Origin of the sequence: Burkholderia sp. ABCPW 11, assembly GCF_001523445.1 — a bacterium.
Classification (GTDB): domain Bacteria; phylum Pseudomonadota; class Gammaproteobacteria; order Burkholderiales; family Burkholderiaceae; genus Burkholderia.
Map to the genome: position 1 here is coordinate 1 of NZ_LOVM01000082.1, position 26721 is coordinate 26721.

Below are 26721 nucleotides of genomic sequence, written 5' to 3' on the forward strand. Positions count from 1 at the left end.
AAAACTTGCTTGGCTTCTTGTTCATGGCTCCATTCTCTCAAGAGTTGGAGCCTCCACAAAACTCGGGGCGGTTCAGGCACCTCCCTCTATATATGTAATAAAGGACATTATCAAATATAAATCGACCCGCAACGCCCCTGCCGACGTAGAGCAAAATAAAGGTGTCATCGAGCACAGCTTCTCGAAGTACCGTGTCAGCTCCCCCACGCTATGCGCGCAGCGACAGCTTTCAGGTCACGCGTTGTGCGAAACCCAAGTTTGAGCGGACACTCGCACTGTGGTGATAAGGCTCCTTCATCTGCGATTCGGACCGCTTCCTGTCCTAAACTTGACAGAGTTCTTGGGCTTTGGACACATGGATTTGCATCCACTGTTCCTTCCGGAGCATCGCCAGCCTTTGCGCGTAAAAGGCTGATCGTACTGAAAGGTGGCTCGGATTTACTTCGCGCGAAATAGCTCATTATTACTTTGCGCTCAACAACTCGACAGGCGCAATACGCTCGCGTCGTCACTTGAGCACCCTCAGTCCCGCGTTGCTGTACAGGCGCCAGATGCGCTTATGATTGCCTCGGGCCGCCGCAGCTTCATCGCGATCAACACCGCCAGGACCGCGAACCCGACCCCAGTGAGAAACCCGCCCGTATAACCGACCTTCGCGGTCAGCGACAGGATCGTCGACGACGCGATCAGCTCGCCGAGATCGCGCGTGCTCTGCACGGCCGTCACGTCGGTGCCGGCCTGATCGCTGCCGCCCGCGAAACGCATGCCGGCCGTCATGATCGACACGGACGTGATGCCGGTCGCGAGCGAGCCGAGCACCGTGCACAGCCACGCCCACGCCGGCGATACCGGCAGCCACCCGCTCGCCTGCGCGAACCACAGCAGCGCCGCCGCGCCCGCGCAGCTCACGCCGGCCGTGAACGCCCGCCACAGGCCGAGCGCCCGCACGAGCCACGCGCCGCCGCCGCATCCGAGCACGACCGTCACGACGCCGCCCGCCATTCCGAGCTTCCCGATCGCGTCGAGCGACCAGCCCGCGCTGTTGAGGAACAGCTTCGACAGGCCGAAGCCCGATACGGCGGTCATCGCCGACAGCAGCGCGAGCGACAGCAGCGACCACGAACGCGGCCGCTTCGCAAAGCGCACGAGGCTCGCATCGTGATCGGGCCGGACGCGCGCGCGATCCGCGTCGCGCGGCAACACCCACAGCACGCAGACGAGGCTCGCGAGCGGGACGGCGGCCAGCGCGAGAAACGCGGTTGGCTGGCCGAACAGGCCAATCAGCGTCAACGTGCCGGCGCCACCGCCGAAGAAGCCGATCATCACGCCTGCGATCTGGATCGCGTTGATCCTCGCGAGCGTGTCGCCGCTGAAATGCTCGGCGGCCATCCCGTCGTTCGCGATGTCCTGCGTCGCGCTCGCGAGCGATGCGACGGCCAGCAGCCCGACTGCCCAGCCCGCCGTCGCGACCGTCATCCCGATCTGCGCGAGGCTGACCAGGCACAGCACGACGATCGTCTGCATCGGCAGCATCCAGCTGCGCCGCCGGCCGATGCGAGGCGACCAGCGGTTGTCGACGACAGGCGCCCACAGGAATTTCACGACCCATGGCAGCCCGACGAGCGGCAGGAACGCGAGGGCATGAAGCGGTGCGCCGTCGTGGCGCAGCAGCGTCGGCATCGCGTCCATCGCGATGCCGATCGGGATCCCCTGTGACAGGTAAAGCAGCGTGATCGTGATGACCAGGCGGCGATGTTCGAGCAGGTCGCGCATCCAATTCTCCAGTTGCATGAGGTTAAAAAGGTTCGGCGCCGGCCGGCACGCGTGCGGGCTGCATCGCATCGCGCCGCGGACGGCGCGCCGCACGCAGCAGCAATGCGCCGAAGGCGACGAGCGCCGCGTCGATCGGCCAGTACACGGGTCGGCCCGCGTCCAGCAGCGCGAGCGCGCAATGGGTCGCGCCGGCCAGCCCGTACGCGACACCGGCCGCACGCATCAGCACGCGCAGCCATGCCGCGCGATCCGCGACACAGGCCGCGAGCGCGATCGCGCCGCCCCACACGGCCCAGAACAGCATCGCGAGCGCATGGTCGACGTGCATGCCGTTGGGCAGCGCACGGCCGGCGAACAGCAGCGCACCGCCCGCGAGCACGAGCCCGCCGCACACGCCGACCGCGGCGGCGGCCAGCACGTCCGCCGAGCGATCGCGCTGCGCGCGCCGCCGTTCGATCCACAGATGCAGCCCCGTCGCGCACAGCGCACACGCGGCGAGCCCCATCAGGAAATGCAGCACGCGCAGCCCATCACCGCCGCACCCACCCAGCCGTATTGCGCGAAATGCAGCGGCTGCACCGCGATGAACGCGCGCAGCCAGAAACCGCGGCCGCGCGACGTCGCATCGGCGAGCCATTGCCCGTCTGTCGCGCGGTACAGGTGGCGTTCGAACACGGCCGTGCTCGGCAGGCCCGCGGTCGTACCGGCAATCTCGACGCGTGCGTTCACGTCGCCCCAGCGATGCAGCACGACGGCTTCGGGTCGGAACTCCGGCCTGCGCGCCACGTCGCGCCGCAACAGCGCCTCGAGATCGGGCGCATGCCGCCACGGGCCGCTGGCCTCGACGGGCGGCGGCCCGCCCAGCAGCTCGGCGAACGCACGCTGCGGCTGCTCCGGATACGCGACGCCCGCGAGCGACACCGTGCCGAGCGCGCCGAGCCCCGACAACGCGCCGGTGAACGCGAACAGCACGAGCCACGGCGTGCCCCACAGGCCGATCCATGCGTGCAGGTCGAACAGCGCGACGCGCAAGCCGAGACCGCGCCGGATACGCGCCGCGTCGGGCCAGCGCTTGCGGTGCACGACGACGCCCGCGACGATGAGCACGAGCAGCACGATGCCCCACAGGCTCACGAAGATGCGCCCGGGGAAGCCGGCGAACAGCGTCTTGTGCAGCGTGACGATCAACGTCGCCCGCGCGGCGTCGGGCAGCGGCGCGCCGGTCGCCGGATCGAGCGCGAGCGTGCACGTCTGGCGCGCGTCGCAGAAGCGGATGGCCGGATCGTCCGGCCGCGGCAGCACGATGCGCGCGTCGCGCAACGCGACCCCGAGCGACGCCGCGCGCGCGACGAGCGCGTCGAGCGGCAACGTCGGTCGTGCGACGGCCACCGCAGGCGGCCGCCACCAGCCCTGCATCGAATCGAACGCGAGACTCCAGGTGCCGCTGAACAGCACGACGAACAGCACCACGCCGAACAGCGCGCCGGCGCCGCGATGCAGCGCGCGCCAGCGCGAACGCGACGAAGCATCCATGTCAGCGCCCTCCCCAGAACATCGCGCACGGCACAAGCACCGCGAGCCACGCACCCGCGCGCCACGCGGCCTGCCGCCAGCCGGGGGCGACGAGCACCCACAGCAGCGCGGCGACGCTCGCGGCGAGCGTCAGCAACACGGCCGCATAGAGCCGGTTCAGGCCGTCGTCGGGATAATGACGGGCCAGCGTGAGCGCGAGCGCGACCGCACCCGGCAGCACGCCGCCGATCGCGATCGCCGCCCGCGCGCCCCAGCCGGACGCCATCAGAATTGCCCGCGCACGGTCAGCATCACGTTGCGCGGTTCCCCGTAACGGTTGTTCCAGCCCGGCTGGCTCAGGCTCAGGTAGTAGGTGCGGTCGAACAGGTTGTTGACGTTGAGCGCGGCGCTCCAGTGCTTGTCGTAGCGATAGCCGAGCCGCACGCTCGCGAGCGCGTAGCCGCCCTGGCTCATCGTGACGCCGTTCGCCTGCGCCGAGTAGCTGCTCTGCACCTGCACGCCGCCGCCAATGCTCCAGCGCCGCTCCTGCCACGGCAGATCGTAGTTGGTCCACAGCCGGAACAGGTGGCGCGGATTCAGCAGCGGCGCGAACGAACCCGCGTTCGCGAGGTTGTCCGCATAACGCATCGTGTCGTACGTGTAGCTCGCCCACACGCTCCACCACGGCGTGATGCGACCGCTCGCCTCGAACTCGAAGCCCTGGCTGCGCACGCTGCCGCCGTTCACGTAGTAGCAGCTCGGACCCGCGCATGGATGCGCGAGGTCGACCTGCGGGTTGTTGTCGAGATCGATGCGGAACGCCGCGAGCGACACGTCGAGCTTGCCGCCCGCCAGTTCGCCCTTCACGCCCGTTTCGTAGGTGCGCCCCTTCACCGGCGTCAGGATGCCGCCGCCCCACATCGACTTGGTCTGCGGCTGGAACACTTCCGCATAGCTCGCGTACCACGACCAGTCGCGCGCGAAATCCCAGATCAGCCCGCCGTACGGCGTGAACTGGTGGCCGGTGTTGTAGTGCGCGCCGAGGCTGTCCTGGTTCCACCAGCTCATCCGGCCGCCGAGCACGAGCGAGAGCGGCTCCGCGAGCTTGATGCGGCCCAGCCCGTAGACGCCCTTCTGCGAAACGTCGTTCTGCTGCGACTGCTGGTACGTCCCGATGCCGGGCTCGGGCACGCTGCTCGGGTTCCAGCGGTACACGTTCACCGGCGTGCCGGCCACGTCGCCGAGCAGCGGCGCGGTCATCTGCCCGCTGCTGCTGTTCGCGTAGGTGACGCCGAACAGCAGGTCGTGAGTGAGCCCGAACGCATGCACGGGGCCCTGCACGTTCGCATCGACGCTGCGGCTGTAGCTGCTGAACTGGTACGCGGCGCCGGTCAGCCGGCCGCCGGCGCCCGTCGCCGGATCGATCGCGCCGAACGAACCCGCGTACTTCAGGTCCGAGCGCACGCTCTGGTATTCGCCGCTGACCTTCGCCTTCCAGCCGGCGCCGAGCTTCTGCTCGACCGACGCGAACGCACGCGTCGTGTCCCAGTTGAAACGGCCCCACGCGGTGTCGAGGAACGTCGAGCGCGACAGGCCGAGGCTCGACCCGTCGCGCGCCATCGGCACGCCGGACATGTCGGGCACCGATGTCGAGGTCTGGTACTGCGCGCCGAACGTGAGCAGCGTGTCGCGCGTCACGTCGACTTCCGTGACGCTGTAGATCGAACGCGTGTCCTGCTTCGCGTGGTCGTAGAAGAAGTGGCGATCCTCGTACGCGGCGACGAGCCGGCTGCGCACGGTGCCGGCGGCATTGAGCGGGCCGCCGATGTCGGCTTCCGCGCGATAGCGGTCCCAGCTGCCGACGCTGGCGGTCGCATGCGCGGAGAACTGGTATTGCGGGCGCTTGCGCACGAGGTTGACGGTCGCGGCCGGATTGCCCGAGCCGTGCAGCAGCCCGTTCGCGCCGCGCAGGATTTCCACGCGCTCGTACACCGAGATGTCCTGCGGCGCGCTCGCCATGTCGCCGATCACGACCGGCACGCCGTCGAATTCGAACGAATCGACCTTGAAGCCGCGCACGAAGTACGCGGTGGTGAGCAGCACGTAAGGCTGGACGGTCACGCCGGCCGACTGCTGCATCACCTCATCGAGCGAGAACAGGTTCTGCTGGTCGATCCGCTCGCGCGTCGTCACGCTGACCGACTGCGGAATCTCGCGCAACGCGAGCGGCATCTTGCCGACCGTCGCCACGGACGGATCGTCGGCCACGCCGCGCGACACATTCACCGCAATCGCCTTCAACTCGCTCCCGGCAGGCTGCGCGGCGGCCGCTTCGTCCCGGCGGACTTCCGCGCCGGCCGCCGGCGCCGCATCGGCGAACGCCGCCGCCGGATGCGCGGCGATCAGCAGGCCGAGGTACAGCGACGGACGCCAGCGCCCGAAACGGGCGACGCGTGCGCCCTGCATCATCGATCTCTCAGGTTCCCGTACCTCGTACCGCATTCACGCCCCCGTATTTGACAATCATTCTCATTATCAATTAGAACCGGCAGCGATTTTTCGATCGAGGGGCTTTTCCTATCGATTCCGGGCACGGCGGCCCGCATTGTTCACGTCACTGCTCGGATTCGGCCGGGCGGGTTTCGGCGTCCGCGCCGGCGGGTGACGCCCCGTCGGGCCGCCCCGCACGGGCGAACGTCGCGTACCACGCATCGGTCTCGATCAGTTGCGCATGCGTGCCGGTCGCCCGCACGCGGCCCGCGTCGAGCACGACGATCGTGTCGGCGGCCGCCGAGAGCGCCGGCTGGTGCGTGACGACGATGCGCGTACGCTGCCCGCGCAGCGCGACGAGACTGTCGCGCACGCGTCGCGCGCTCAGTTCATCGAGGCTCGCGGTCGGCTCGTCGAACATCAGCACCGGCGCGCGCGCCAGCAGCGCACGCGCCAGGCATGCGCGCTGGCGCTGCCCGCCCGACAGCAACTGGCCGCCCGGCCCCACGTCGGTGTCGAGGCCGTCCGGCAGGCGTTCGGCGTCGCGCAGCAGGCCGACCGCATCCAGCGCGGCGCGCAGCTCGGCATCGGTCGCGTCGGGCCGCCCCATCCGCACGTTCCACGCGAGGCTGCCGCGAAACAGCCCGTTGTCCTGGAACACGAGGTTGCGCGTCGCGGCGAGCGTTGCCTCGCTCAGGTGCCGCACGTCGGCGCGGCCGAGCAGCACGCGCCCGGCGCACGGATCGTCGAGCCGCGCGAGCAGGCCGAGCAGCGTGCTCTTGCCCGCGCCCGTCGGGCCGACGATCGCGACGAAGCCGCCCGCCGGACAATGCAGGTCGATCCCGTCGAGCAGCGTCGCGCCGCTCGCCGACCGATAGCCGACGCGCAGCGCGTCGACGCTCGCGTCGTGTACCGGCGTGCCGCGCTCGGGGTTGTCGAAAAGTGGCGCATGCAGCACCGCGAGCACCGTATCGAGCGCGCGCCAGCCACCGCGCAGCGCCTGGTCGAGCTGCGTGAGCTGCGCGAGCGGCTCGATGAAGCGCACGAGCAGCACCAGCACCGCGACGGCCGTCGCCGCGTCGAGCCGGCCGGCTGCGACGGCCCACGCGCCGCCGATCAGCATCGCGACGAACACGCCCTGCACCGCCCCCGCGAAGCCGAGCTCGATCGGCAGCGAGCGCCGCATCAGCGCCCGCGTGCGGCGATGCTGTTCGTCGAACGCGCGCTGCAGCGCCGCGCGTGCGTCGCCGTCCCGGCCCGCGAAGCGCAGCAGCCCCTGATGCGCGGCGAAGGTCTGAAGCTGCACGGCCATGTCGCGATCGCCGGCGGCGCGCGCCTGTTCGAACGCGAGCGTGCGGGCGCCGCCGCGTTCCAGCAGCGCGAATAGCAGCACGGCCGCCGCCGCGAGGCACAGCGCGATGCGCCAGTCGATCCACGCGAGCCCCGCGACCACCGCGAGCGGCGTGACGACCGCGCCGATCAACGGCCCGAGCAGGTGCGCCGGAATTCCCATCGCCTGCATCACCGGCCCGCGCAGCAACCCGGCCGGATGACTGTCGCGCACGGCCTGCCACGACGCGATGCGCGGCAGGCGGTGCACGAGGCGTTCGACGAGGCCGACGGCCAGCGCACCGCCCGCGCGATAGCCTCGACATTGCGCGACGTACAGCACGAGCGCATGGCACAGCGTCAGCGCGCCGAGCACGGCCGTCCAGTGCAGCGCGGCCGCCTGCGCGCCGGCGAACCAGGCGCGGATCAGCGGCACGAGCAGCAGCCCGCACGCGCCGTCGAGCAACGCGGCGGCCACCGCCCAGCCCAGACCGCGCCACAGCGCGCGGCGCGTGTCGCGCGGCAGGCACTGCAAACGTTTGAGCGATGTCGTCATCATGCGGCCTCCCCGCCTGCGGCGCCGCGTTCGCGCCAGAGCCGCGCATACAGCCCGTGCGCGGCCAGCAGCGCCGCGTGCATACCGCGTTCGACGATACGGCCACGTTCCATCACGAGGATCTGGTCCGCGTGCCGGATCGCATCGAGATCGTGGCTGACGATCACACGGGTACGCATGTCGGCGCGCAGCGCGTTGCGCAACGCGCGCCCGGTTTGCGGATCGAGCGCCGACGCCGGTTCGTCGAGCAGCAGCAACGGCGCGCGCGACAGCAGCGCACGCGCGATCGACAATCGCTGCAGTTCGCCGCCGGACAGCCGCACGTCGCGCCCGCACACGCAGTCGTAGCCGCCCGGCAATGCGTCGATGCGCTCGTCGAGACAGGCCGCACGCGCGGCGGCGCGAATCGCGTCGCGATCGGCATCGGGCCGGTACAGCGCGATGTTGGCGGCAATCGACACATCGTCGAGCGCGGTGGCCTGCTGGAACACCATCGCGACCTGTTCGCGGCGCGTGTCCGACGTGAGCAGCCGCAGATCGGCGCCGCCGAGCCGCACCGTGCCGCGATCCGGGTCCATGAAGCGCGCGAGCAGCATCAGCAGCGTGCTCTTGCCCGCGCCCGACGGCCCGACGATCGCGGTGGTCGTGCCGGCCGCGATCGTCGCGTCGATGTCGAGCAGGATCGGCTCGCCGTCGATGTCGACCTGCACGCCGCGCAGTTCGATCGACGCGTCGCGCGGCGCCTGTGCCGCGCCGTCGGCGGGTTCCTGCAAGCCCGGCTGCACGAGCAACGCATCGAGCCGCGCGGCGGCCGCGTGCGCGTCGCGCAACGCATCGGCGCCATGACCGAGCGCACGCACCGGCGCCGCGATCGCCCAGATCAGCAACGCGAACGCGCACAGCGTGCCGACCGGCAACTGCCCGGCCGTCAGCCACGTCGCGCCGAACACGACCCACGCGAGCAGGAACGGCGTGCCGAGCAGCACCTGCGTACACGCGCCGAGACCGCCGATGCGGCCGACCCACGCCGCGAACGCGTGAGAGAAATGTCCGGCCGACGCCAGCGCGGCGGCCTCGATCCCGGCGCCCGGATACTGCCGCACCAGCGCCGGGTTCTGCGCGAGCTGCGCATAGTCGCCCACCAGCCGTTCGAGCGCCGCGTTGCGTGCGGCGAAGGCCGGCGCAAAGCGTGCCGAGCGCATCCAGCGAAACAGCGCCGCACCGGCGACGAGCGGCACGAGCGCGAACGCGAGCAGCACGGGATTCAGATAAAGCAGGCACGCGAGCGCCGCGCACGGCACGACGACGAGTTGCGTGAGATCGGCCGGCGCATGCGCGACGAGCTGATGCAGCGCGCGCACGTCCTGGTCGACGTGGCGCGCGACACGGTCGCTGCCCCCGCGTGCGAACCAGCCGAGCGGCAAACGCTGCAGATGATCGGCGAGGCGCTTGCGCAGACGGTCGCCGAGATCGGCGTCGACGCGGTGCGTCAGGTGCAGTGCGACCGTCTGGCCGCCCAGCCAAAATGCGCCGGCCGCCACGGCGGCGACGAGCCAGCCGCGCGCCGCGGCGTCGAGCTGTGGCGCGACGCGCCATGCGTCGGCGAGATGCGCGAGCGCGAGCCACGGCACGAGCGACGCGATGCCGGCCAGCGCCTGCAACGCCACCGCCGCGACGAGCGGCACCGCGAACGGTCGCAACATCGAAAGCAACGGCCCCTTCATGCGGCACGCTCCAGCAGCATGCCGAGCGTCGCGGCGCGCGCGTCACCCGGCGGCTGCGCCGGAAAACCGAGTTGCGCGGTCAACTGCTGCCAGACGCGCGCCACGTCGATGCTGCGCTGGTTGCACGCGTGCAGCCCTTCGCCGGACACGAGCCGGTCGACCGCGCGCACGGCCGCCTGCGGCCAGCAGCGCGCGTGAATCTCGCCCCACGTGTCCTGTACGTCGTCGCAGATCTGGATGCTCGGCATGTCGTCGCCGGCCACCTCGCCGAAGATCGGGAACAGGCCGTCGTCGTCCAGCGCCGGCTCGCGCAGCGCGGGCGCCCACCACAGCGGGCCATGCGGCGACGCGAGCGTCCACGTGCCGGCGTCGGTCGTCAGCGTGATGCCGAACAACAGGCTCATCCGGCCGTCGTCGGCCGCCGCCATCTCGTTGTGCACGCGCAGCGACACCGGCGTTTCGGCGAGCACCATCGCGCATTCGCGCATCGACGACAGCGCCGGCCCGATCGGTTCGACCGACCACGGCCCGACACCCTGCAACGCCGCCGCGAGCACGTCGAGCGCCGCGTAGCTCGCCTGCACCGAGCACACGACATCCGCATGCACGGGGGCGCTCGTCTCGCGCAGCCGCCGCGCGACCGCGATGAAGCGCGCGACGACCGGCAGGTTCGGATAGAAGCTGTTGAGCAGGCAGCGGCGGCCATGGCGCGACGCGGTGCGCAGCACGCTGTCCCATTCGTCGGGCAGCAGCGGATGCTCGATCACGACGTCGATCCCGCGTTCGAGCAGCCGGCACGCGAGCGCGGCGCCTTGCGCGCCGCGCGCCGCGCCGCCGACGGCGACGCAAGCGACGCACACGTCGTCCGGCAACGCGTCGACGCGGTCGAACACAGGCGCCCCGACGCGTGCGGCCAATGCGGCCGTGCGCGCACTGCCTTGCCCGAGGATGCCGGCGACGTGATACGAACCGGACGCCGCGAGGCCCGCCGCATAGAACTGACCGAAACGGGAACCGGCCACGACGACCGGCAGCGGATGGACCTTCATCGTGCCTCCTTCAGGCGGGTGTCGACGAACGCGGCGTTCAGGCAGTCGAAATGACCGCCGGGGATATCGACGGCCGTGATGCCGCCGAGCGCCTGCGCCGTCCAGTAATCGGTGAGCGCCGCGCGCTGCTGCGGAATCAGCGGATTGCAGCGCTCCGGCACGAACAGCCGCAGCGCGCCCGCATACGGCGCATCGCCGGTCCAGTGGCACGCCTGCACCGAATGCATGAAGAGCCGGTAGAGCCGCTCGCGCTCGTCGAGCAGCGGATGCGCGAGCTCGTCCTGCAGCGACAGGCCGGCCGCCGCGCGCAGCACGCGGCGACGCAGCACGTCGAGCGGCTCGCAACGATCGCCGAAGATCTCGAGCTGCGCCTGCAGGCTGCCGGGCGCAAGCCGCGTAGGATCGGCCTTCAATGCGTCGGCCAGCGCGTCGGCCAGCACGTACGTTTCCGGAAAGCCGAGCGCATCGAGCGGCAGCCCGAGCGTCGCCGCGAAGTTGAACAGCACGAGCCATTCCTCCTCGATCAGATACGGAATCCGGTAGCTCGACACGATGTCGAGCGTGCGCACCGCGACGCCGAGCTGCACCAGCGACTTCGCCATCTCCAGCGCGACCAGCCCGCCCGAGCAGTAGCCGAGCACGTCGACCTCGCGCACGCCGCTGCGCCACAGCGCATCCGCGTAACGCCGGCCCAGCGTCGCGTTCAGGTGGCGCACCGGCAGGTCGAGATAGTCCTGCGCGTCGCGCACCGCGAAGCCGAGCACCGGGCCGAGCCGCGCCAGCGCGGGCAGCACCGGACGATACGCATGCACGGTGCCGAGCCCTTCGTGCACGATCACGCGCGGCACGCCGTCGCCCGGCGCGAGCGGAATCGGCCGCACGCCGGCCCGCACGCGCGGCGCCGGCGCATGGACGACCGCCGATGCAGGCAGCGAGCGCGACGCGGCGGGCGCGGCCGTCGGCGTCGCGCTCGCCGGCTGCTCGCTCGCGTCGCGCAGGCATTGCGCGAACGCGGCGGGCGTCGGCTGCGCGAGCACCCAGCGCAGCAGCCGGTCGAACGGATGCGCGTGCGCGAGCGGCTCCTCGCCGCGCAGCCGCGACACGAGCTGCGCGATCAGCAGCGAATCGCCGCCCGCGGCGAAGAAGTCCTGATCCGGCGACACGTTGCGCGTATCGAGCACGGTTTCCCACAAGCCGATCAGCCGCGCGAGCAGCGGATCGGCTGCCTGTGCGGGCACCGCTCGCACCACGGCCGGCGCCGGTTCGCGGATATCGGCGATGCCGGCCAGCGTACGGCGGTCGATCTTGCCGTTCGCGGTCACCGGCAGACGTTCGAACACGCGCAGTTGCGACGGCACCATGTAGTTCGGCACGCGCTCGGCCACGAACGCCAGCAGCGCATCCGGCGCGATGCGTGCAGCGCCGCGCTTCACGTGAGACAGCAGGATGTCGTAGCCGAGCGCGGCGAGCGGCGTGTCGGGCGCGACACAACTGAGCGCACGGTCGCCCGCTTCCGCCTGCAGCCATTCGAGCCACTGCGCGTGCGGCACGAACAACCGCGCCGATGCGGCGCGCGCGTCGTCCGGCGTCTCCATCATCAGCCCCTGACTGATGCTGATTTCCGGATGCTCGGCCGTCAGTTCCTGGATCACCCACCACGCATCGGCTGCCGACAGCGCACGCAAGCCGGCGATCAGCGCGACCGTATCGCGCGCATTGTTCAGCGCGCCGGAGCTGACCGTCAGGTCGACCGAATGCGGCGCAATGCCCTGCGCGTCGCACGGCGCGTTCATGTCGAAGCGCACGAAGCGCATCCACGGATACGCGGCGAAACGCTCGCGTGCGGCGGCGAGGAAGTAGCTCGACACGTCGCTGAACAGGTAATCGATGCGCGTGCCGGCTTCGACCAGCGGCGCGAGCGCGCCGACGATCGCACGCGTCGCGGCGGCCGTGCCCGCGCCGATTTCGAGAATGCGCCACGCGCGCTGCGGTTCGCGGGCGACGACGGCGCGCACGGCCTGCGCCATCCCGCGATGCAGCGCGCGAGCGTGTTCGCCGTCGCTGTACATCGCTTCGGCGATATGCGAGGCCCCTTCCGGGAACATCAGGCCGGCCGGCGATACGCTGCCGTCGATCTGCGCGTCGAGGCATCCTGCGCTGGCGCGGAAGTAGTCGACGAGCACGGCCGGCCACAGCTCGGGCGACGCGTGTTGCGCGAATGCGTCCCAGCACGCATGCGCGTCAGCCAGGCTCGCGCCCGGACGCATGCGCCAGCCGTCTTCGGCATCCGCCTCCAGCACGCCGTGCGCGACGAGCATCGCGAGCCAGTGGCGCAGCAAATGGCGTCGTGCCGCCGGCACACGCAGCCGCTCGCACAGCGTCGCGAAGCCAGTCGAAGCGTCGGTCTTCAAGCCGCCGGCCGGCACGATCCATGCGGCGAGCGACGCCACGCATGCCGTTTCGAGCTGCGCGACCGAACGCGCCACGTCTGCCTGCGCGGGCCAGCGTGCGGTGTCGAATACCGTGCGCACCTGCGTCGCGAGGTCATGCAGCGCGTCGTCTCGCGCCGACGCAGTCGCTTCCGCACTCTGCAGCGACACGAAGCTCGCGAGCCGGCGCTCCGCGCCTTCGCCGAGCACGATCGTGGCCGCCGCGCCGACGAGCGGATGCGCGGTCAGCGCCGCATCGATCTCGGCCAGCTCGATCCGGTAGCCGCGGATCTTGACCTGATCGTCCTGCCGCCCGAGGAATTCGAGCGAGCCGTCGGCGCGCACGCGCCCGAGATCGCCGGTGCGATACAACCGGCGCCCGTCCGGATGACGGATGAACCGTTCGGCCGTCCGCACCGGATCGTTCGCGTAGCCTGTCGCGAGCCCGACGCCACCGATATGGATCTCGCCGCGCACACCCGGCGGGCACGGCCGGCCGAGTGCATCGAGCACTTCCATCGTCTGCCCGGTCAGCGCGCGGCCGTACGGAATGCTCGCGAGCTGCGTGTCTTCCGGACGGATCGGATGCTCGATCGACCAGATCGACGCTTCGGTCGCGCCGCCGAGGCTGAACAGCGCGCTATCGGGCCAGCGCCGCCACCAGCGGGCCGGCAGCGTCACCGGAATCCAGTCGCCCGACCACAGCACGCGGCGCGGGCCCGGCACGTCGAGCGCCGGTTCGCCTTCGAGGTAGTCGATCAGCATCTGCCCCTGGGCGGGCACCGAGTTCCACAACGTCACGCGATGGCGCGCCATCAGTTCGGCCCAGTGCGACGGATCGTTGCCGCGCGCCGGATCGGGCAGCACGATGCACGCGCCGCGCGCGGTCGCCCCGAAAAAGTCGTAGACGGACAGGTCGAAGCTCAGTTCGGCCAGCCCCAGCACCACGTCGCCCGCGCCGACCGCATGGCGCGCGCTGATGTCGGCAAGCGTGTTGCACACCGCCGCATGGCTCAGCATCACGCCCTTCGGCTCGCCGGTGGAACCCGACGTGTAGATCACGTAGGCCAACGCATCGGGGGCGATGTCGCACGCGGCGCGCGGCGGCCATTGCGGATCGCTCGGCAACGCATCGATATCGATGCGCACGCAACCTTCGTGTTCGAATGCGAGCGCCTGCACGCTGACGACCGCACGCACTCGCGCATTGCGCAGAATGGCCTGTTGCCGCAGCGCCGGCTGACGGCTGTCGACCGGAACGTACGCGGCACCGGTCTGGACGATCGCGAGCACTGCTGCGAGCTGATGCGCGCACTTCGGCATCAGCACCGCGGCGGTATCGCCCACGCCGACGCCGGCCTGTTCGAGCGCGGTACGTAGCGCCGCCGCCTGTTGCGCGACCTCGCGGTACGTGCGCGCACCCAGCGCGTCGATCACGACCGGCGCATCGGGCGTGCGCAACGCCTGCGCGGCGAACCCGGCGGCGATATGCGTATCGGCATCCGGATGCGCGTCGGCGACCGGCGCCGCGGACGGCAGCACGATATCGCCGTCACGCGACCACCATTCGGCATCGTCGGCCAGCCGGCCCAGCAGCGCGACATACGCGTCGAACATCGCGGCCGGCATGCCGTCCGGAAACAGGTCGTCGCGCACGTCCCAGCCGATTTCCAGCCCGCCGAACTGGTCGGTCACCTGGCAGTCGAGCCACACCTGCGGCGTCTGGCTGATCATGGTGCGCGGCGGCTCGGCGCACGTCGCCTGCTCGCCGAGCAGGCGACCCACGCTGCCGACCCCGCTCGTGAACACCACCGGCATCAGCGCCGCGTCCTTGCCGTGCCGCCGCGCGAGTTCGCGCATCACGTCGACGCCGGTGAAGGCGCGATGGTCGAGATCGTCGAACATCCGCGCGCCGATCGTGCGGGCGCGTTCGACGAAATCGCGCCCGTGCGTCGCATCGACGGCGAGCAGGTTCAGCGCGGTGAAATCGCCGAGCACCGCATCGATGCGCGGATGCACGGGCGGACGATTCAGCACCGTCAGGTTCAGGCAGAACGCCGGCGCCTGGCTCCAGCGGCCGACCACCTCGGCGAACGCGGCCAGCGCCACGCTCGCCGCACTCAGCCCGAAACGGCTCGCATGGCCGCTCAGCGCGGTCCATTGCGCGCGATCGAGCCGCGCATGCCGGTGCGTGAAGCGCGGCGGCCCGTCGGTACGCATCGCGGGCACCACCGGCAGATCGGGACGCGCGGGCAGGTCGTCGAGTCGACTGAGCCACCACGCCTTGTCGCGCGCATGCTCGGCGCGCGTCGCGGCCTGCGCTTCATGCAGCACATAGTCGCGAAACGTCGCATCGAGCGGCGCGGGCTGCCATTGCGGATCGTCGTAACGACGCCGCCACTCGGCGAGCAGCAATTGCAGGCTCGCGTAGTCGATCAGCGTGAAATCGACGGACAGGTGCAGCACCGCGCCATCCGGGCCGACGCTCACTTCCGGCTGCAGCACCGGCCAGCGGTCGAGCGCGTGGACCGCGTGGTCGAGGCGCTCGCGCACGCGGTGCAGGTGGGCGTCGAATGCGTTCGCGTCGGCGTCGCGCAGGTCGTGCACGGTGAGCGGCTGCCACGGCACGTCGGGCAGCACGCGTTGCCAGGCGTTGTCCTCGACGATCGCGCGCAGCATCGGATGGCGCGCGACGCACGCATTCCACGCGGCTTCGAAGCGCACGCAGTCGAGATCCTTCGGTTCATCGTATTCGACGTACAGATGGCACGCGCTGCCGCCGAACTCGAACGATTCGTGGCGACCGAGCACATACGCGGCCTGCACCGGCGTCAGCGCGAACCGTTCGTACTGGTGCGCCGGATCGCTTCGCCATGCTCCGCCCTGAAGGAAACGGACGAACGCGTCGCGTTCGGCCTTGATGCGCGCGGCGAGATCCGCATCGAGCGCGCCGGCCGGCGCGCGATAGCGCAACTGGCCGCCGTCGTCGCACCACAGTTCGATCTGGCGTTCGCGGCAGAGATCGAGCACGTCGTCGAAGTTCACAGCACGCCCTCCTCGATCGTCGCGACCGACGCATCGCCGTCGGCGGGCGCCGCCGGCGTCAGTTCGTCGAGCTGCGCCGCGAGGCCGGCGAGCGTCGGCTGCCGGTAGAACGCGGCCATCCCGATCCGCACGCCGAGCCGCTCGCGCAATTGCGCGAGCAAGCGGGTCGCGAGCAGGCTGTCGCCGCCGAGCGCGAAGAACGTCGCGTCACGCGCGTTCGCCGCGCGGCCGAGCGCCTGCTCCCAACAGGCCAGCAATATCGCGTGCCGTTCGCCGGCCGGCACGAACGCGTCGTGCGCGGCCGGTGCGTCGCCGAGTGCGCGCGCGAGTGCATCCCCGACCGCCCGACGATCGATCTTGCCGTTCGCGTTGAGCGGCCAGCGCGGCACGCACCACAGCGCATCGGGACGCATCGCGTCGGGCAACCGGTCGCGCAACCAGTCCGCGAGCGCCGTCTGTTCGATCGGCTCGCCGACCCGGCGCGCATCGATGCAGGCGAATGCCGCCGAGCGCCAGCTGCGCGCATCGAGCGCAAAGCCGCACGCATGGGCGGCCGCCGCCAGCGCATCGTGCGCGAACGGCCGCGGCAGCGATGCATCGCCCGCGACGCTCGCGACGAGTTCGCGCAGCGGCGAGTCGCGCAGCACGTCGGCGAGCAGCAGGCGGCCGTCCCGCGCAAGCAGCGCAGCCGCGATCCGGAAGGTGTCGCGCGGATCGTCGCGCAGGTGGGCCGCCGCGAAACTGATCACGCAATCGAATGCGCCGAGATGACGTGCGGGCAGCAAGCCGTCCTGCATCGTCTGCAACGCGGGCAGCGTTCGCGTGAAGCGTGCCTGCGCGTTGTGCAGCAGGCCCGGCGACACGTCGAACAGCGTCACGTCGAAGCGCGAATCGTCGAGCACGCCGAGCCCCGCATCGAGCGCCTGGCCCGCGCGGGCATCGAGCACCGCGACGCGCAGCACACCGGTGTGTGCCGCGGCCTGCGCGTCCAGCGCGGCGGCGAATTCGCGCAGCGCACGAACACCGTCCGGCAAACGTGTCGCAAACGCGAGCGGCGCCACGCAGGGGTCCAGCGGCACGCGTTGCGCGGCGGTATCCGGATCGACGCCGAGCGCGCGCAGCGCGGCCGTCAGATCGTCGAGATCGGTTGCCTGCCAGTCGAGGCGACCGAGCGCATCGACGAGGGCAATCGATGCGTCTCGCGGCGCGTGCCAGTGCGCACGCAGCGACGGCGGCAGGCCCGCGTCGCCGTCGAGCAGCCGCCCGGCCACGGCGTGCGCGACGGCCGCTTCTGCCGGCATCGTGTCGGCCATGTCGGCGGTCGCAAGCGATGCCGGCGCGGTGTCCGCCGCCGCGCAATCGTTCGGCACGAACGCCGCGACGATGCGCGCGGCCTCGCCGTGGACGACGCTCGCACACGCGCCGTCGATCAACGGATGCGCGGCCAGCGCCGCCTCGATCTCGCCGAGCTCGATCCGGTGCCCGCGCACCTTCACCTGCCGATCCTCGCGCCCGAGGAATTCGAGCGTCCCGTCCGGCCAGTAGCGGCCACGATCGCCGGTGCGATACCAACGGCCGGACGCGTGCTGCACGAAACGCTGCGCGGTCAGCTCAGGATCGTTCCGGTAGCCGCGCGCGAGACTGTCGCCCCCGATCAGCAATTCGCCCGGCACGTAATCGGGCACATCACGGCCGTCGCCATCGACGACGCGATACGCCTGCCCCGGCAACGGCCGGCCGTACGGAATCGAACGCCAGTGCGGCGGCACGTCGCGCACCGTCTGCACGTTCGACCAGATCCCGGCCTCGGTCGCGCCGCCGAGCGCGTGGAACGCACAGGCCTCGCCGCAGCGCGCGCGCAGGCGCGCCGGCAGGTCGAGCGCGATCCAGTCGCCGGACAGCAGCGCCGCACGCACGCTGCGGCACGCGCCGCGCGCCGCCGGCACGGCCAGCGCCATTTCCAGCAGCGCGGGCGCCGAGTTCCACAGCGTCACGCGATGCCGCGCGATCAGTTCGATCCAGCGCGCCGCATCGCGCGCTTCGTCCTGCGTCGGCAGCACGAGTTGCGCACCGGCGCCCAGCGCGCCGAACAGGTCGTACACCGACAGATCGAAATCGAGCGCCGACACCGCCAGCAACCGGTCGTCCGCGCGCACGCCGAGCAGCGCGTCGATCGCATCGATCGTGTTGATCGCCGCCGCGTGCGTCATCTCGACGCCCTTCGGCACGCCCGTCGAACCGGACGTGTAGATCACGTAAGCGGTCGCCTGCGGCGCGACCTCGAGCGGCGCGGCCAGCGGCGCATGCCGCAGCAGCGCGGCAATGCCGACATGCGGCAGCGGCCCGTCCGCGCACGCGGTGTCGACGATCGCGGCCTTCACGCCCGCCGCGCGCTCGATCAGCGCCTTGCGCGCGACCGGCTGCGCGATGTCGAGCGGCACGTAGCATGCGCCGGCCGCCAGCACGCCGAATACGGCCGCGACCTGCGCGGGCCCGCGCGGCAAACTGATCTCGACGGCATCGCCGTGCCCGAGCCCGGCCGCGCGCAAGCCGCCCGCGATCGCGAGCGCCTGCGCAGCCAGTTCGCCGCGCGTCACCGTGCGATCGCCGTATCGCAACGCCACGGCGGCCGGCTCGCGCGCGGCCAGCGCGAAGAAATCGTGATGCAGCGTGCGCGCGCGGCCGGGGGCCGGCAACGCATTGAGCGTATCGCGCACGCGTCGCTGTGCGGACGGCAGCTCGACCGCGATCGGCAGCCGCCAGTCGCGATCGCACAGCGCCTGCACGAACGCGACATACGCGCCGAACATCGCGTCGATCATTCCGCCCGGGAACAGCCCGTCGACGCTGTCCCACGCGAGCAGTGCACCACCCGGCACGCGATAGAGCTGATGGTCGAGCCATACCTGCGGCGTCTGCGAAATCATGTCGCACAGATCACCGAACACCTGCGCGAACGCATCGGGCACGAACGGTTCGTCACCGAGATTGCACGAGAACACGACCGGCACCGCACGCGGCGTGCCCTGCCGACGCGCATCGCGCAGCACGTCGAGCGCCGGATACGCGGCCTGTGCGATCGCACCATGCAGCCGCTGCTGGAACGCGCGCATCGCGTCGGCCGCGCTCGCGTCGGCGCGCACGTCGCATTCGACGAGCAGCAGCGTCGTGAAATCGGCGATCACGCGGCCCAGATCTGGCGCATCGCCGTGCCGGTCGAACAGCGGCACGTTGAGCAGGAATGCGTGCCGGCCGCTCCAGCGCGCGAGCACGGCCGCGAACGCCGCGCCGAACACCGACGACAGCGTGACGCCATGCTGCGCGGCGCGCGCCTGCAGACGCGTCAACTCGTCGGTGCTCAGCGTGTGCGCCACGCGGCTGAAACGCGGCGCGCGAATCGTTTCCGGCGCGCTGGCGAGCGGCAGCGCCGGCCCTTCCGGCAACGTCGCGAGCCGCGCCTGCCAGGCGTCACGCGCCGCGGCCCGCGCATCGCGCGTCTCGGCCGCGCGACGCGCGAGCCAGGCCGGGAACCACGTCGACGGCGCAGCCGGCAGCGCCGACGGCTCGGCATACGCGACGCCGATCTCCTGCATCAGCAGCCGCACGCTGTCCACGTCGGCCGCGAGCAGGTCGACGCTGAGCCACACGCGATCCTCGCCGCCAGGCATCTGCACGAGCCCCATCATGAACACCTGCGCGTGCTCGACGTCGAGACACTCGTGCGAGCGGAACGCGCGCAGCGACGCCCATTCGGCTTCCGCATCGTCCGCCGTCCGGTCGCGCCAGTCCGCGTGCGCGAACACCGGCGCGTCCGATTCGGCGAGGATCTGCTGACGGCCGCCTTCGAAACGCGCGCGCAGCATCGGATGACGCTCGCGCACGCGCCGGCATGCCGTGTCGAGACGAACGGGATCGATCGCGCGGCTGCGGAATTCGAGAAACGCGTGGCAACTCACGTTGCCGAGCACTTCGCCGTCGCCGCGGCCGAGCCAGTACGCCTGCTGCACCGCGGACAATTCGAACGGCGCATGCACGTCGACTGCTTCGGCCGCGCCGACGGTGTCCGCCCGCGCGACACGCGGCGCATTGGCGAGCAGCGCAGTCCACGCGCCAAGCGTCGGCGTGCGCGCGAGCGCATCGAACGTCAGCGCATGGCCGAGCCGGTTCACGCGGGTCTGCAGATACATCAGCCGGATCGAATCGAGGCCGCAGCTCAGCAGGTCCTCGTCATCGTCGAGCGACGCGATCTCGTCGACGGATTCGTCGAGCAGCTCGGCGATCAGCGCAACGAGCCGCGCGCGAAATTCAGTGGGAGAACAACAGGAAGGATCGGAATGGTCGGTAGTGGAATCGACAACGGTCTGGCTCATGGGCACGCCTTGTATGGGTCGTTCGACGGCGGTTCCGCGCGGCGGCGGCCACCTGTGAATGAGAATCTATCTCATTAACGCCCATGAGCCCGGTCGATTCCTTTAGGCTGCCGGTCAGTTGTTTTAGATCGCCGCGCCCGCCAGTTCCTCGTTGTCGATCGCGTTCGACGACACGCGGATATCGCTCGGCGAAATGCCGTAGCGCTTGCGGAACGCGATCGAAAAATGCGCGGGGCTGTAGCCGACGCGGTACGCGACAGTCGACACGTTCGCATCCTCCGCGCACAGCATCGCGTGCGCGGTCCGCAGCCGGTATTCCTGCAGATACGCGTACACGCTCGTGCCGAACACCTTGCGGAAGCCGGCCGTCAGCTTGCGCGAATTCATCCCGACGCGGCTCGCGAGCGCGTCGAGCGTTGGCGGATGCTGAAGCTCGCGCGTCAGGATGTCGCTCGCCGCATACACGCGCTCGACATCCGACGACGTGACTCGCACGTCGGCCGGCGCGTGCTGCCGCTGCGTGGCCAGTAACTGCGCGCTCAGCGCGGTCAGCTCGAACGCCTTCGCCTTCAGGTAGTACTCGCGCACCGCGCCCTCGAACGGGCAGGTGGCGATCTGCACGGCGAGCGCCTGCAGCGCCTTCGACGCCGGGCAACTGACGATGCGCGGATCGCCGCCCGTCGGCGCGAGCATCTTCTCCGGCAACAGGCTCAGGTTGCGGTCGAGCGCATCGAGGCCGAGCTGCACGATCGTGTAGCGCAGCGGCACGTCACGGTCGTAGATCTGGTGGGTGGTGAATTCGCCGTCGTTGGCGATCACGCACAGGCCCGGCCCCTTGATGCACTGCTCGGGCTGGCCCGGCACGCGGCAGCGCAACTGCCCGCTCTGCACGAGGACGAGCTTCAGCCCTTTTTCGAGCGGCTCCTCGTACCAGTCGCGGCTATCCGAGCACAGCGTGCCGCTCATGAGTTTCATGCCCGCGTCGATGTGCACCACACCCGGATGATTGCCGGGCACGAGCACCGGCGGGTGACGTCGTGACGAAGCGAAGGAGGTCGATCTCATCGGAGGTCCGTTGGTTGGGCGGCACGCGCGGACCGGCGCGCGCCGGCGGCAACCGGCCTATTGTCCGGCCGGACCGGGCGGGTGCCGCGCGACCCACGCCCGATCGAACGAAATTGCCGCGATATCGAAAGAAACGGCGCTATCGCAGCACCTATTGCAAATGATAATACCTCTCATTTACATTTTCTGACAACTTGCCGGAACCCAAGGTCAGCGCATGCAATCCTCCCCTTCATCCCTGGCGGCGGCCGTGCCGGCCGACGCGCCCGACTGGCCCGACGACTTCGCGCGCCGCTACCGCGACGCCGGCTACTGGCAGGACACGACGTTCTTCGACGCGCTCGATGCATGCGCGCAGCGCCATCCCGACGCGCTCGCCCTCGTCGACGGCGCGCTGCGGCTGCGCTATCGCGATCTGCTCGCGCGCATTCGCCGCCTCGCGGGCGGCCTCGCGCGCCTCGGCCTGGTACGCGGCGACGCGGTCGTCGTCCAGTTGCCGAACGGCGCACGTTTCATCGAGACGTGCTTCGCGCTGTTCCAGCTCGGCGTGCGGCCGGTGCTCGCGCTGCCCGCGCACCGTCACTACGAGATCGGCGCGTTCTGCCGCTTCGCCGGTGCGCGTGCTTATCTCGGCGCGTCGCAACTCGGCGATTTCGACTGCCGGCCGCTCGCGGCCGCGTTGCAGGCCGACTGCCCGACGCTCGAGCACATCGTGATGGCCGGCGACGATCACGCGTTCACACCGTTCGACGCGCTGTACGACGCGCCGCCGCTGCAGGCCTGCACGGCACGCGCCGACGACATCGCGTGCTTCCAGCTGTCGGGCGGCACGACCGGCACGCCGAAGCTGATTCCGCGCCGCCATCGCGAATACCTGTACAACGTGCGCGCGTGCAGCGCCGCGAGCGGTTTCGACGCCGACACCGTCTATCTCGCCGCGCTGCCGATGGCGCACAACTTCACGCTGTGCTGCCCCGGCACGATCGGTGCATTGCTCGCGGGCGGCCGGGTGGTAACGACCGCGCGGCCCGAGCCCGACCAGAGCTTCACGCTGATCGCGCAGGAACGCGTCACGCATACCGCGCTCGTGCCGCCGCTCGCGCTGCTGTGGCTCGACGAGCAGCCGCAACGGCAGGCCGACCTGTCGAGCCTGCGCGTGCTGCAGGTCGGCGGCGCACGGCTGATGGACCATGCGGCCGAACGCGTCACGCCCGTGCTCGGCTGCCGGCTGCAGCAGGTGTTCGGCATGGCCGAAGGGCTCATCTGCTGCACGCGGCTCGACGATGCGCCCGAGCGCATCGCGCACACACAGGGCCGCCCCGTTTCCGAAGGCGACGAAGTACGCATCGTCGACGCAACCGGCGCACCGGTCGCGTCCGGCGAAATCGGCGAACTGCAGGTACGCGGCCCGTACACGATCCGCGGCTACTACCGGCTCGCGGAGCACGACGCGACGGCATTCACGGTCGACGGCTTCTACCGCAGCGGCGACCGCGTGCGGCGCACCGCGGACGGCGACCTCGTCGTCGAAGGCCGCGACAAGGATCAGATCAACCGCGGCGGCGAGAAGGTCGCCGCCGAGGAAGTGGAGAACCTGCTGCTCGCGCACCCGCAGGTGCATGACGCGGCAGTGGTCGCGATGCCCGACCCGCTGCTCGGCGAGCGCACGTGCGCATTCGTCGTCGCACGCGCACCCGCGCCGTCCAGGCTGGTGCTGAAGCGCTACCTGCGCGACTGCGGGCTCGCTGCCTTCAAGATTCCCGATCGCATCGAGTTCATGCCGCGCTTCCCGGAAACCGGCATCGGCAAGACCAGCAAGAAATCGCTGCGCGACCTGCTGCGCCGCCAGTTGCAGGCGGCGGCCGCATGAGCACGCGACCGGCCGATTCGAACTGGATCCGCGAACTGCGCCTGTCGCCGTGCCCGCGCGCGCAGCTCGTGTGTTTCCCGCATGCGGGCGGCACCGCGAATTTCTTTCGCAACTGGAGCCGCGCGCTGCCGTGGGACGTCGACCTGCTCGCGCTGCAGTATCCGGGCCGCGAGGAACGCTTCGGCGACCCGTGCCTGACGACGATCGACGCCCTCGCCGGCCCCGCCGCCGACGCGCTGCAACGCTATGTGCACGCACCGCTCGTGCTGTTCGGGCACAGCCTCGGCGCGGCGCTCGCATACGAGGTGGCGGTGCGGCTCGAGGCGCGCGGTGCCGCGCCGCTTTACGTGGCCGTTTCCGCGCTGCCGCCGCCGCATCGCCAGCGCCCGTCGGATCTGCACCTGCAATCCGACGACGCGCTCGTCGGCGACGTCGCCCGGCTGTCCGGCGAGCACGCCGCGCTGCTCGCCGATCCGGAAATGCGCGCGATCTACCTGCCGATGATCCGCCACGACTACCGCGCGATCGAAACGTATCGGCGCGACCGCCCGCCGCGCATCGATGCGCCGCTGGGCGTGATGCTGCCGCTCGCCGATCCCGAGCTGGACAGCGACGAGGCGCACGCGTGGCAGGACGTCGCGTCGCGCCCGATCCGCATCGAGACGTTCAACGGCGACCACTTCTACCTGCGACACCAATACCCGGCGGTGATCGCCCATCTGGTCGAACGGATCGACCAATCCCTTCGTTACGGAAAGGAGTACACATGAAAACACCGGACGCCTGCACGGGGCTGCCCGACATTCGCGAAGCGATCGATCGGCTGGACGCCGACATCATCGACGCGCTCGGCCGGCGCATGCAGTACGTGTTGGCCGCGTCGCGCTTCAAGCCGAACGAAGCGAGCATCGCCGCGCCGGAGCGGGTGGCCGCGATGCTGCCCGACCGGCGCCGCTGGGCCGAACAGGCCGGCCTAGACGCCGACTACGTCGAAACGCTGTTCGCCCAGCTCATCGCGTGGTACATCGCGCAGCAAACGCAATACTGGCGACAACAGCGGGGGCTTGCATGAATGCCGGCCTTTCGCTGCTGCACGACACGTTCGCGCGTGCGGCCCGCCGCGCCGCCGCCGCCGGTACGCCGGCGCTCGCGTCGGTCTCGGTGCCGCTGCGGCCGCTCGACTTCTTCGACCTGATCGCCGCGTGGGACGACGGGGCGACGCCGTGGTGCTTCCTCGAAGCCGGCGATGCGTCCATCACGCTGTACGGCTGGGATTGCGCGGTCGAACTGAGCGCCACCGGCGACACGCGCTTCGCGCAGATCGATGCGCGCTGGCGCACGCTCGTGCGCGACGCGATCACGGCCGGCCCGCAGCCGCCGCGCCTGATCGGCGGCTTCCGGTTCGATTCGCGGGGCCCGCGCAGCGCGCACTGGGCATCGTTTCCCGATGCGAGCATGACGCTGGCGAAGCTGCTGATCGTGCGCGAAGGCGGTGCGCACTGGGCTGTCTGCCAGCACGTCGTCGCCGCCCACGACGATCCGGCCGCGCTCGCGCATGCGTGCCTCGCGCGGATCGAGTCGCTCGGCACACTTGCTCCGGCCGCGGAAGACGACGCACCGCACCTGCTGCACACGCAGGCGCTGCAGGCGAGCGAATGGCAGCACGAAGTCCGTCGTGCGGTGGACGCGATCCACGACGGCGCCTTCGGCAAGGTCGTGCTCGCCCGCGACGTGCTCGAACAGTACGCGCGGCCTGTGGCGATCGCACCGCTGCTGCGCCGGCTGCGGCGACGCGACGCGCATGCGCACCTGTTCGCGGTCCGTCGCGACGGGGCGTGCTTCGTCGGCGCCACGCCGGAACGGCTCGCGCGTGTCACGGCCGGCGACGTGCGCACGCATGCGCTGGCCGGTACGATCCGGCGCGGCGCCACGCCCGACGACGATCGCGCACTCGGCGCGGCGCTGATGGCTTCCGCGAAGGAGCGGCTCGAGCATGCGCTCGTCGTCGACGCCATCCGTGTCGCGCTCGCGCCGCTATCGCGCGCGCTCGACGTGCCCGATCAACCGTCGCTGCACCGGTTGCCGAAGCTCCAGCATCTGAGCACGCCGATCCGCGCGACGCTGAATGCGGATGCGACGCTGTTGCAGGTGGTCGCGGCGCTGCACCCGACGCCGGCGGTGGCCGGCCATCCGCGCGCACCGGCGCTCGACCATATCCGTGCGTACGAAGGCTTCGATCGCGGCTGGTATGCGGCGCCGATCGGCTGGATCGATGCGCACGGCAACGGCGATTTCATCGTCGCGCTGCGCTCGGCGCTGATCGCGGGCGGCGCGTGCCGGCTGTTCGCGGGCTGCGGCATCGTCTCCGATTCCGAGCCGGTCAACGAATATCAGGAAACCGAACTGAAGCTCTCCAGCATGCAGGCGGCGATCCGCATGCGCGAGGCGGCGGCGGAGAATCCGGGACGCACGCAAGAGTCGGCCTCGTCGATGGTCGACTGATGCTGCTGTCAGGTTGTTCGGTGGCAATGCCAACTTGGCGATGCAGGCGGCTAGAATGGTCAGATGACAAAGATCCGCTGCCCATTTCACGGCCGCGATCATCAGCTGCGCGGTGCGCTGGTACCACCGCTTCAACCTGAGCCTGTGCGATATCGAAGAGCTTCCGCTCGAGCGCGGCGTTGAGATGACATACGGAATCGGTGCGCAACTGTGTGAAGGCCGTGCGCCGTAAGCCGGGCACGACGCGCCACCTCGATGAGCTATTCGTAAAACTGCCAGGCGAGCCGTATGTGCTGTAGCGCGAGATGGATGAGCACGGCATGGAGCTCGACGCGCCGTTGCAGAAACATCGCGACAAGGCCACCGCGAAACACTTCTTCAGGCGCATGCTGCGATCAGACCCGGTGCCGAGAAAGATTGTCACCGATCAGTTGCGTAGCTAACTGGCAGCGAAATCCGAAGTCTCGGAGCTGGCCGGCGCGAAGCATGTATTCGTGAAAGCCTGCGCCCGAGTCAACAACCGAGCGGAGAACAGGCGCCGGCGCGAGCGCCAGATGCAGGGCTTTCGCGACCCGCAGCGCACCCAAGCTTTCCTCTGCCGCTTCGGTCCGATCCGGCAACACTTCGCATTGCCGCGTCATTGCATGAGTGCCGCCGATGACCCTGAATCGGAGTTAGTCCAGATCGGAAGTGGAGATTTCCGGTTCAGGGTCAATTCCGGTTCAGGGTCACCGACACTCGCGAGCAGGATTGAGTTAGTGCCGACCGAGCAACCGCCGTCTCGGTTCGGGTTCGTCAAACGCGCTGCACCGTCTGCAGAATGTTTCAGAAACTGCTGGAATCTTCCACTGGCTCCAATCGAGGAAGTATTGGTGGTGCGGGACCGAAACTAGAACGTGTGTCGAACGCCGACCGCAAACGTGTTGCCGGTGGCGTGTGAGCCGGAATCGGGTCTATCGGCTCTACGCCGAAGAGCAGCTTCAACTGCGTTCGAAGCTGCCCAAACG

The 26721-nt window shown here is 70.3% G+C and carries 14 protein-coding genes and 2 pseudogenes; 6 read left to right on the forward strand and 10 right to left on the reverse strand.

Annotated features, from left to right (window positions below; translation table 11 throughout):
• A partial coding sequence (locus WS61_RS35440; protein ID WP_218921217.1) for a hypothetical protein occupies positions 1–262 on the forward strand: 262 nt, incomplete at its 5' end.
• A gap of 260 nt (positions 263–522) precedes the next feature.
• Here WS61_RS35440 and WS61_RS27010 read toward each other — a convergent pair.
• The 10 genes and pseudogenes from WS61_RS27010 to WS61_RS27055 form a co-directional block, all read right to left on the reverse strand.
• Positions 523–1773 (reverse strand): RhtX/FptX family siderophore transporter, encoded by a 1251-nt coding sequence (locus WS61_RS27010; protein ID WP_059505052.1) that lies wholly within the window; start codon positions 1771–1773, stop codon positions 523–525.
• 22 nt (positions 1774–1795) lie between these two features.
• A pseudogene (locus WS61_RS27015) lies at positions 1796–3306 on the reverse strand (PepSY-associated TM helix domain-containing protein).
• 1 nt (position 3307) lies between these two features.
• A complete protein-coding gene (locus tag WS61_RS27020; protein WP_023477564.1) occupies positions 3308–3571 on the reverse strand; it encodes a hypothetical protein in 264 nt (87 codons plus the stop codon).
• Positions 3571–5754 (reverse strand): TonB-dependent siderophore receptor, encoded by a 2184-nt coding sequence (locus WS61_RS27025; RefSeq protein ID WP_059505036.1) that lies wholly within the window; start codon positions 5752–5754, stop codon positions 3571–3573. The genes WS61_RS27020 and WS61_RS27025 overlap by 1 nt, the downstream gene beginning before the upstream one ends.
• Positions 5755–5899: 145 nt before the next feature.
• Positions 5900–7660, reverse strand: a complete 1761-nt coding sequence (locus WS61_RS27030) for an ABC transporter ATP-binding protein (RefSeq protein ID WP_059505054.1) — start codon at positions 7658–7660, stop codon at positions 5900–5902.
• Positions 7660–9384: an ABC transporter ATP-binding protein gene (locus tag WS61_RS27035; protein ID WP_059505038.1), complete on the reverse strand. Its 1725-nt coding sequence runs from the start codon at positions 9382–9384 to the stop codon at positions 7660–7662. The genes WS61_RS27030 and WS61_RS27035 overlap by 1 nt, the downstream gene beginning before the upstream one ends.
• The gene (locus tag WS61_RS27040) at positions 9381–10433 is read right to left on the reverse strand and encodes a Gfo/Idh/MocA family oxidoreductase (protein ID WP_059505040.1); all 1053 of its coding nucleotides are present in this window, start codon (positions 10431–10433) and stop codon (positions 9381–9383) included. Before WS61_RS27040 ends, WS61_RS27035 begins: the two co-directional genes overlap by 4 nt.
• Entirely contained in the window at positions 10430–15907 is a 5478-nt protein-coding gene (locus tag WS61_RS27045; RefSeq protein ID WP_059505043.1) for a non-ribosomal peptide synthetase, read from the reverse strand. Before WS61_RS27045 ends, WS61_RS27040 begins: the two co-directional genes overlap by 4 nt.
• Positions 15904–20277, reverse strand: coding sequence for a non-ribosomal peptide synthetase (locus WS61_RS27050; protein WP_059505044.1), 4374 nt, complete (start codon positions 20275–20277; stop codon positions 15904–15906). The genes WS61_RS27045 and WS61_RS27050 overlap by 4 nt, the downstream gene beginning before the upstream one ends.
• A 123-nt stretch (positions 20278–20400) precedes the next feature.
• Positions 20401–21342: a helix-turn-helix transcriptional regulator gene (locus WS61_RS27055; protein ID WP_011547171.1), complete on the reverse strand. Its 942-nt coding sequence runs from the start codon at positions 21340–21342 to the stop codon at positions 20401–20403.
• 217 nt (positions 21343–21559) lie between these two features.
• Between WS61_RS27055 and WS61_RS27060 the strand changes: the two genes are divergently transcribed.
• The 5 genes and pseudogenes from WS61_RS27060 to WS61_RS27080 all read left to right on the forward strand — a co-directional run.
• Positions 21560–23212, forward strand: a complete 1653-nt coding sequence (locus WS61_RS27060) for a (2,3-dihydroxybenzoyl)adenylate synthase (protein WP_059505046.1) — start codon at positions 21560–21562, stop codon at positions 23210–23212.
• Complete coding sequence (locus WS61_RS27065) at positions 23209–23982, forward strand: thioesterase II family protein (RefSeq protein ID WP_059505048.1); 774 nt, start codon at positions 23209–23211, stop codon at positions 23980–23982. Before WS61_RS27060 ends, WS61_RS27065 begins: the two co-directional genes overlap by 4 nt.
• Positions 23979–24284, forward strand: coding sequence for an isochorismate lyase (locus tag WS61_RS27070; RefSeq protein ID WP_011547168.1), 306 nt, complete (start codon positions 23979–23981; stop codon positions 24282–24284). The genes WS61_RS27065 and WS61_RS27070 overlap by 4 nt, the downstream gene beginning before the upstream one ends.
• Positions 24281–25714: an isochorismate synthase gene (locus WS61_RS27075; protein ID WP_059505050.1), complete on the forward strand. Its 1434-nt coding sequence runs from the start codon at positions 24281–24283 to the stop codon at positions 25712–25714. The genes WS61_RS27070 and WS61_RS27075 overlap by 4 nt, the downstream gene beginning before the upstream one ends.
• 97 nt (positions 25715–25811) lie before the next feature.
• Positions 25812–26370, forward strand: a pseudogene (locus WS61_RS27080) (DDE-type integrase/transposase/recombinase); the annotation flags it as partial.
• Between the last annotated feature and the right edge of the window lie 351 nt (positions 26371–26721).

Bases quoted from the DNA above. Each gene is read 5' to 3' on its own strand.
- WS61_RS27010 (WP_059505052.1), bottom strand. From the start codon at position 1,773: ATGCGCGACCTGCTCGAACATCGCCGCCTGGTCATCACGATCACGCTG.
- WS61_RS27020 (WP_023477564.1), bottom strand. From the start codon at position 3,571: ATGGCGTCCGGCTGGGGCGCGCGGGCGGCGATCGCGATCGGCGGCGTG.
- WS61_RS27025 (WP_059505036.1), bottom strand. From the start codon at position 5,754: ATGATGCAGGGCGCACGCGTCGCCCGTTTCGGGCGCTGGCGTCCGTCG.
- WS61_RS27030 (WP_059505054.1), bottom strand. From the start codon at position 7,660: ATGACGACATCGCTCAAACGTTTGCAGTGCCTGCCGCGCGACACGCGC.
- WS61_RS27035 (WP_059505038.1), bottom strand. From the start codon at position 9,384: ATGAAGGGGCCGTTGCTTTCGATGTTGCGACCGTTCGCGGTGCCGCTC.
- WS61_RS27040 (WP_059505040.1), bottom strand. From the start codon at position 10,433: ATGAAGGTCCATCCGCTGCCGGTCGTCGTGGCCGGTTCCCGTTTCGGT.
- WS61_RS27050 (WP_059505044.1), bottom strand. From the start codon at position 20,277: ATGAGCCAGACCGTTGTCGATTCCACTACCGACCATTCCGATCCTTCC.
- WS61_RS27055 (WP_011547171.1), bottom strand. From the start codon at position 21,342: ATGAGATCGACCTCCTTCGCTTCGTCACGACGTCACCCGCCGGTGCTC.
- WS61_RS27060 (WP_059505046.1), top strand. From the start codon at position 21,560: ATGCAATCCTCCCCTTCATCCCTGGCGGCGGCCGTGCCGGCCGACGCG.
- WS61_RS27065 (WP_059505048.1), top strand. From the start codon at position 23,209: ATGAGCACGCGACCGGCCGATTCGAACTGGATCCGCGAACTGCGCCTG.
- WS61_RS27070 (WP_011547168.1), top strand. From the start codon at position 23,979: ATGAAAACACCGGACGCCTGCACGGGGCTGCCCGACATTCGCGAAGCG.
- WS61_RS27075 (WP_059505050.1), top strand. From the start codon at position 24,281: ATGAATGCCGGCCTTTCGCTGCTGCACGACACGTTCGCGCGTGCGGCC.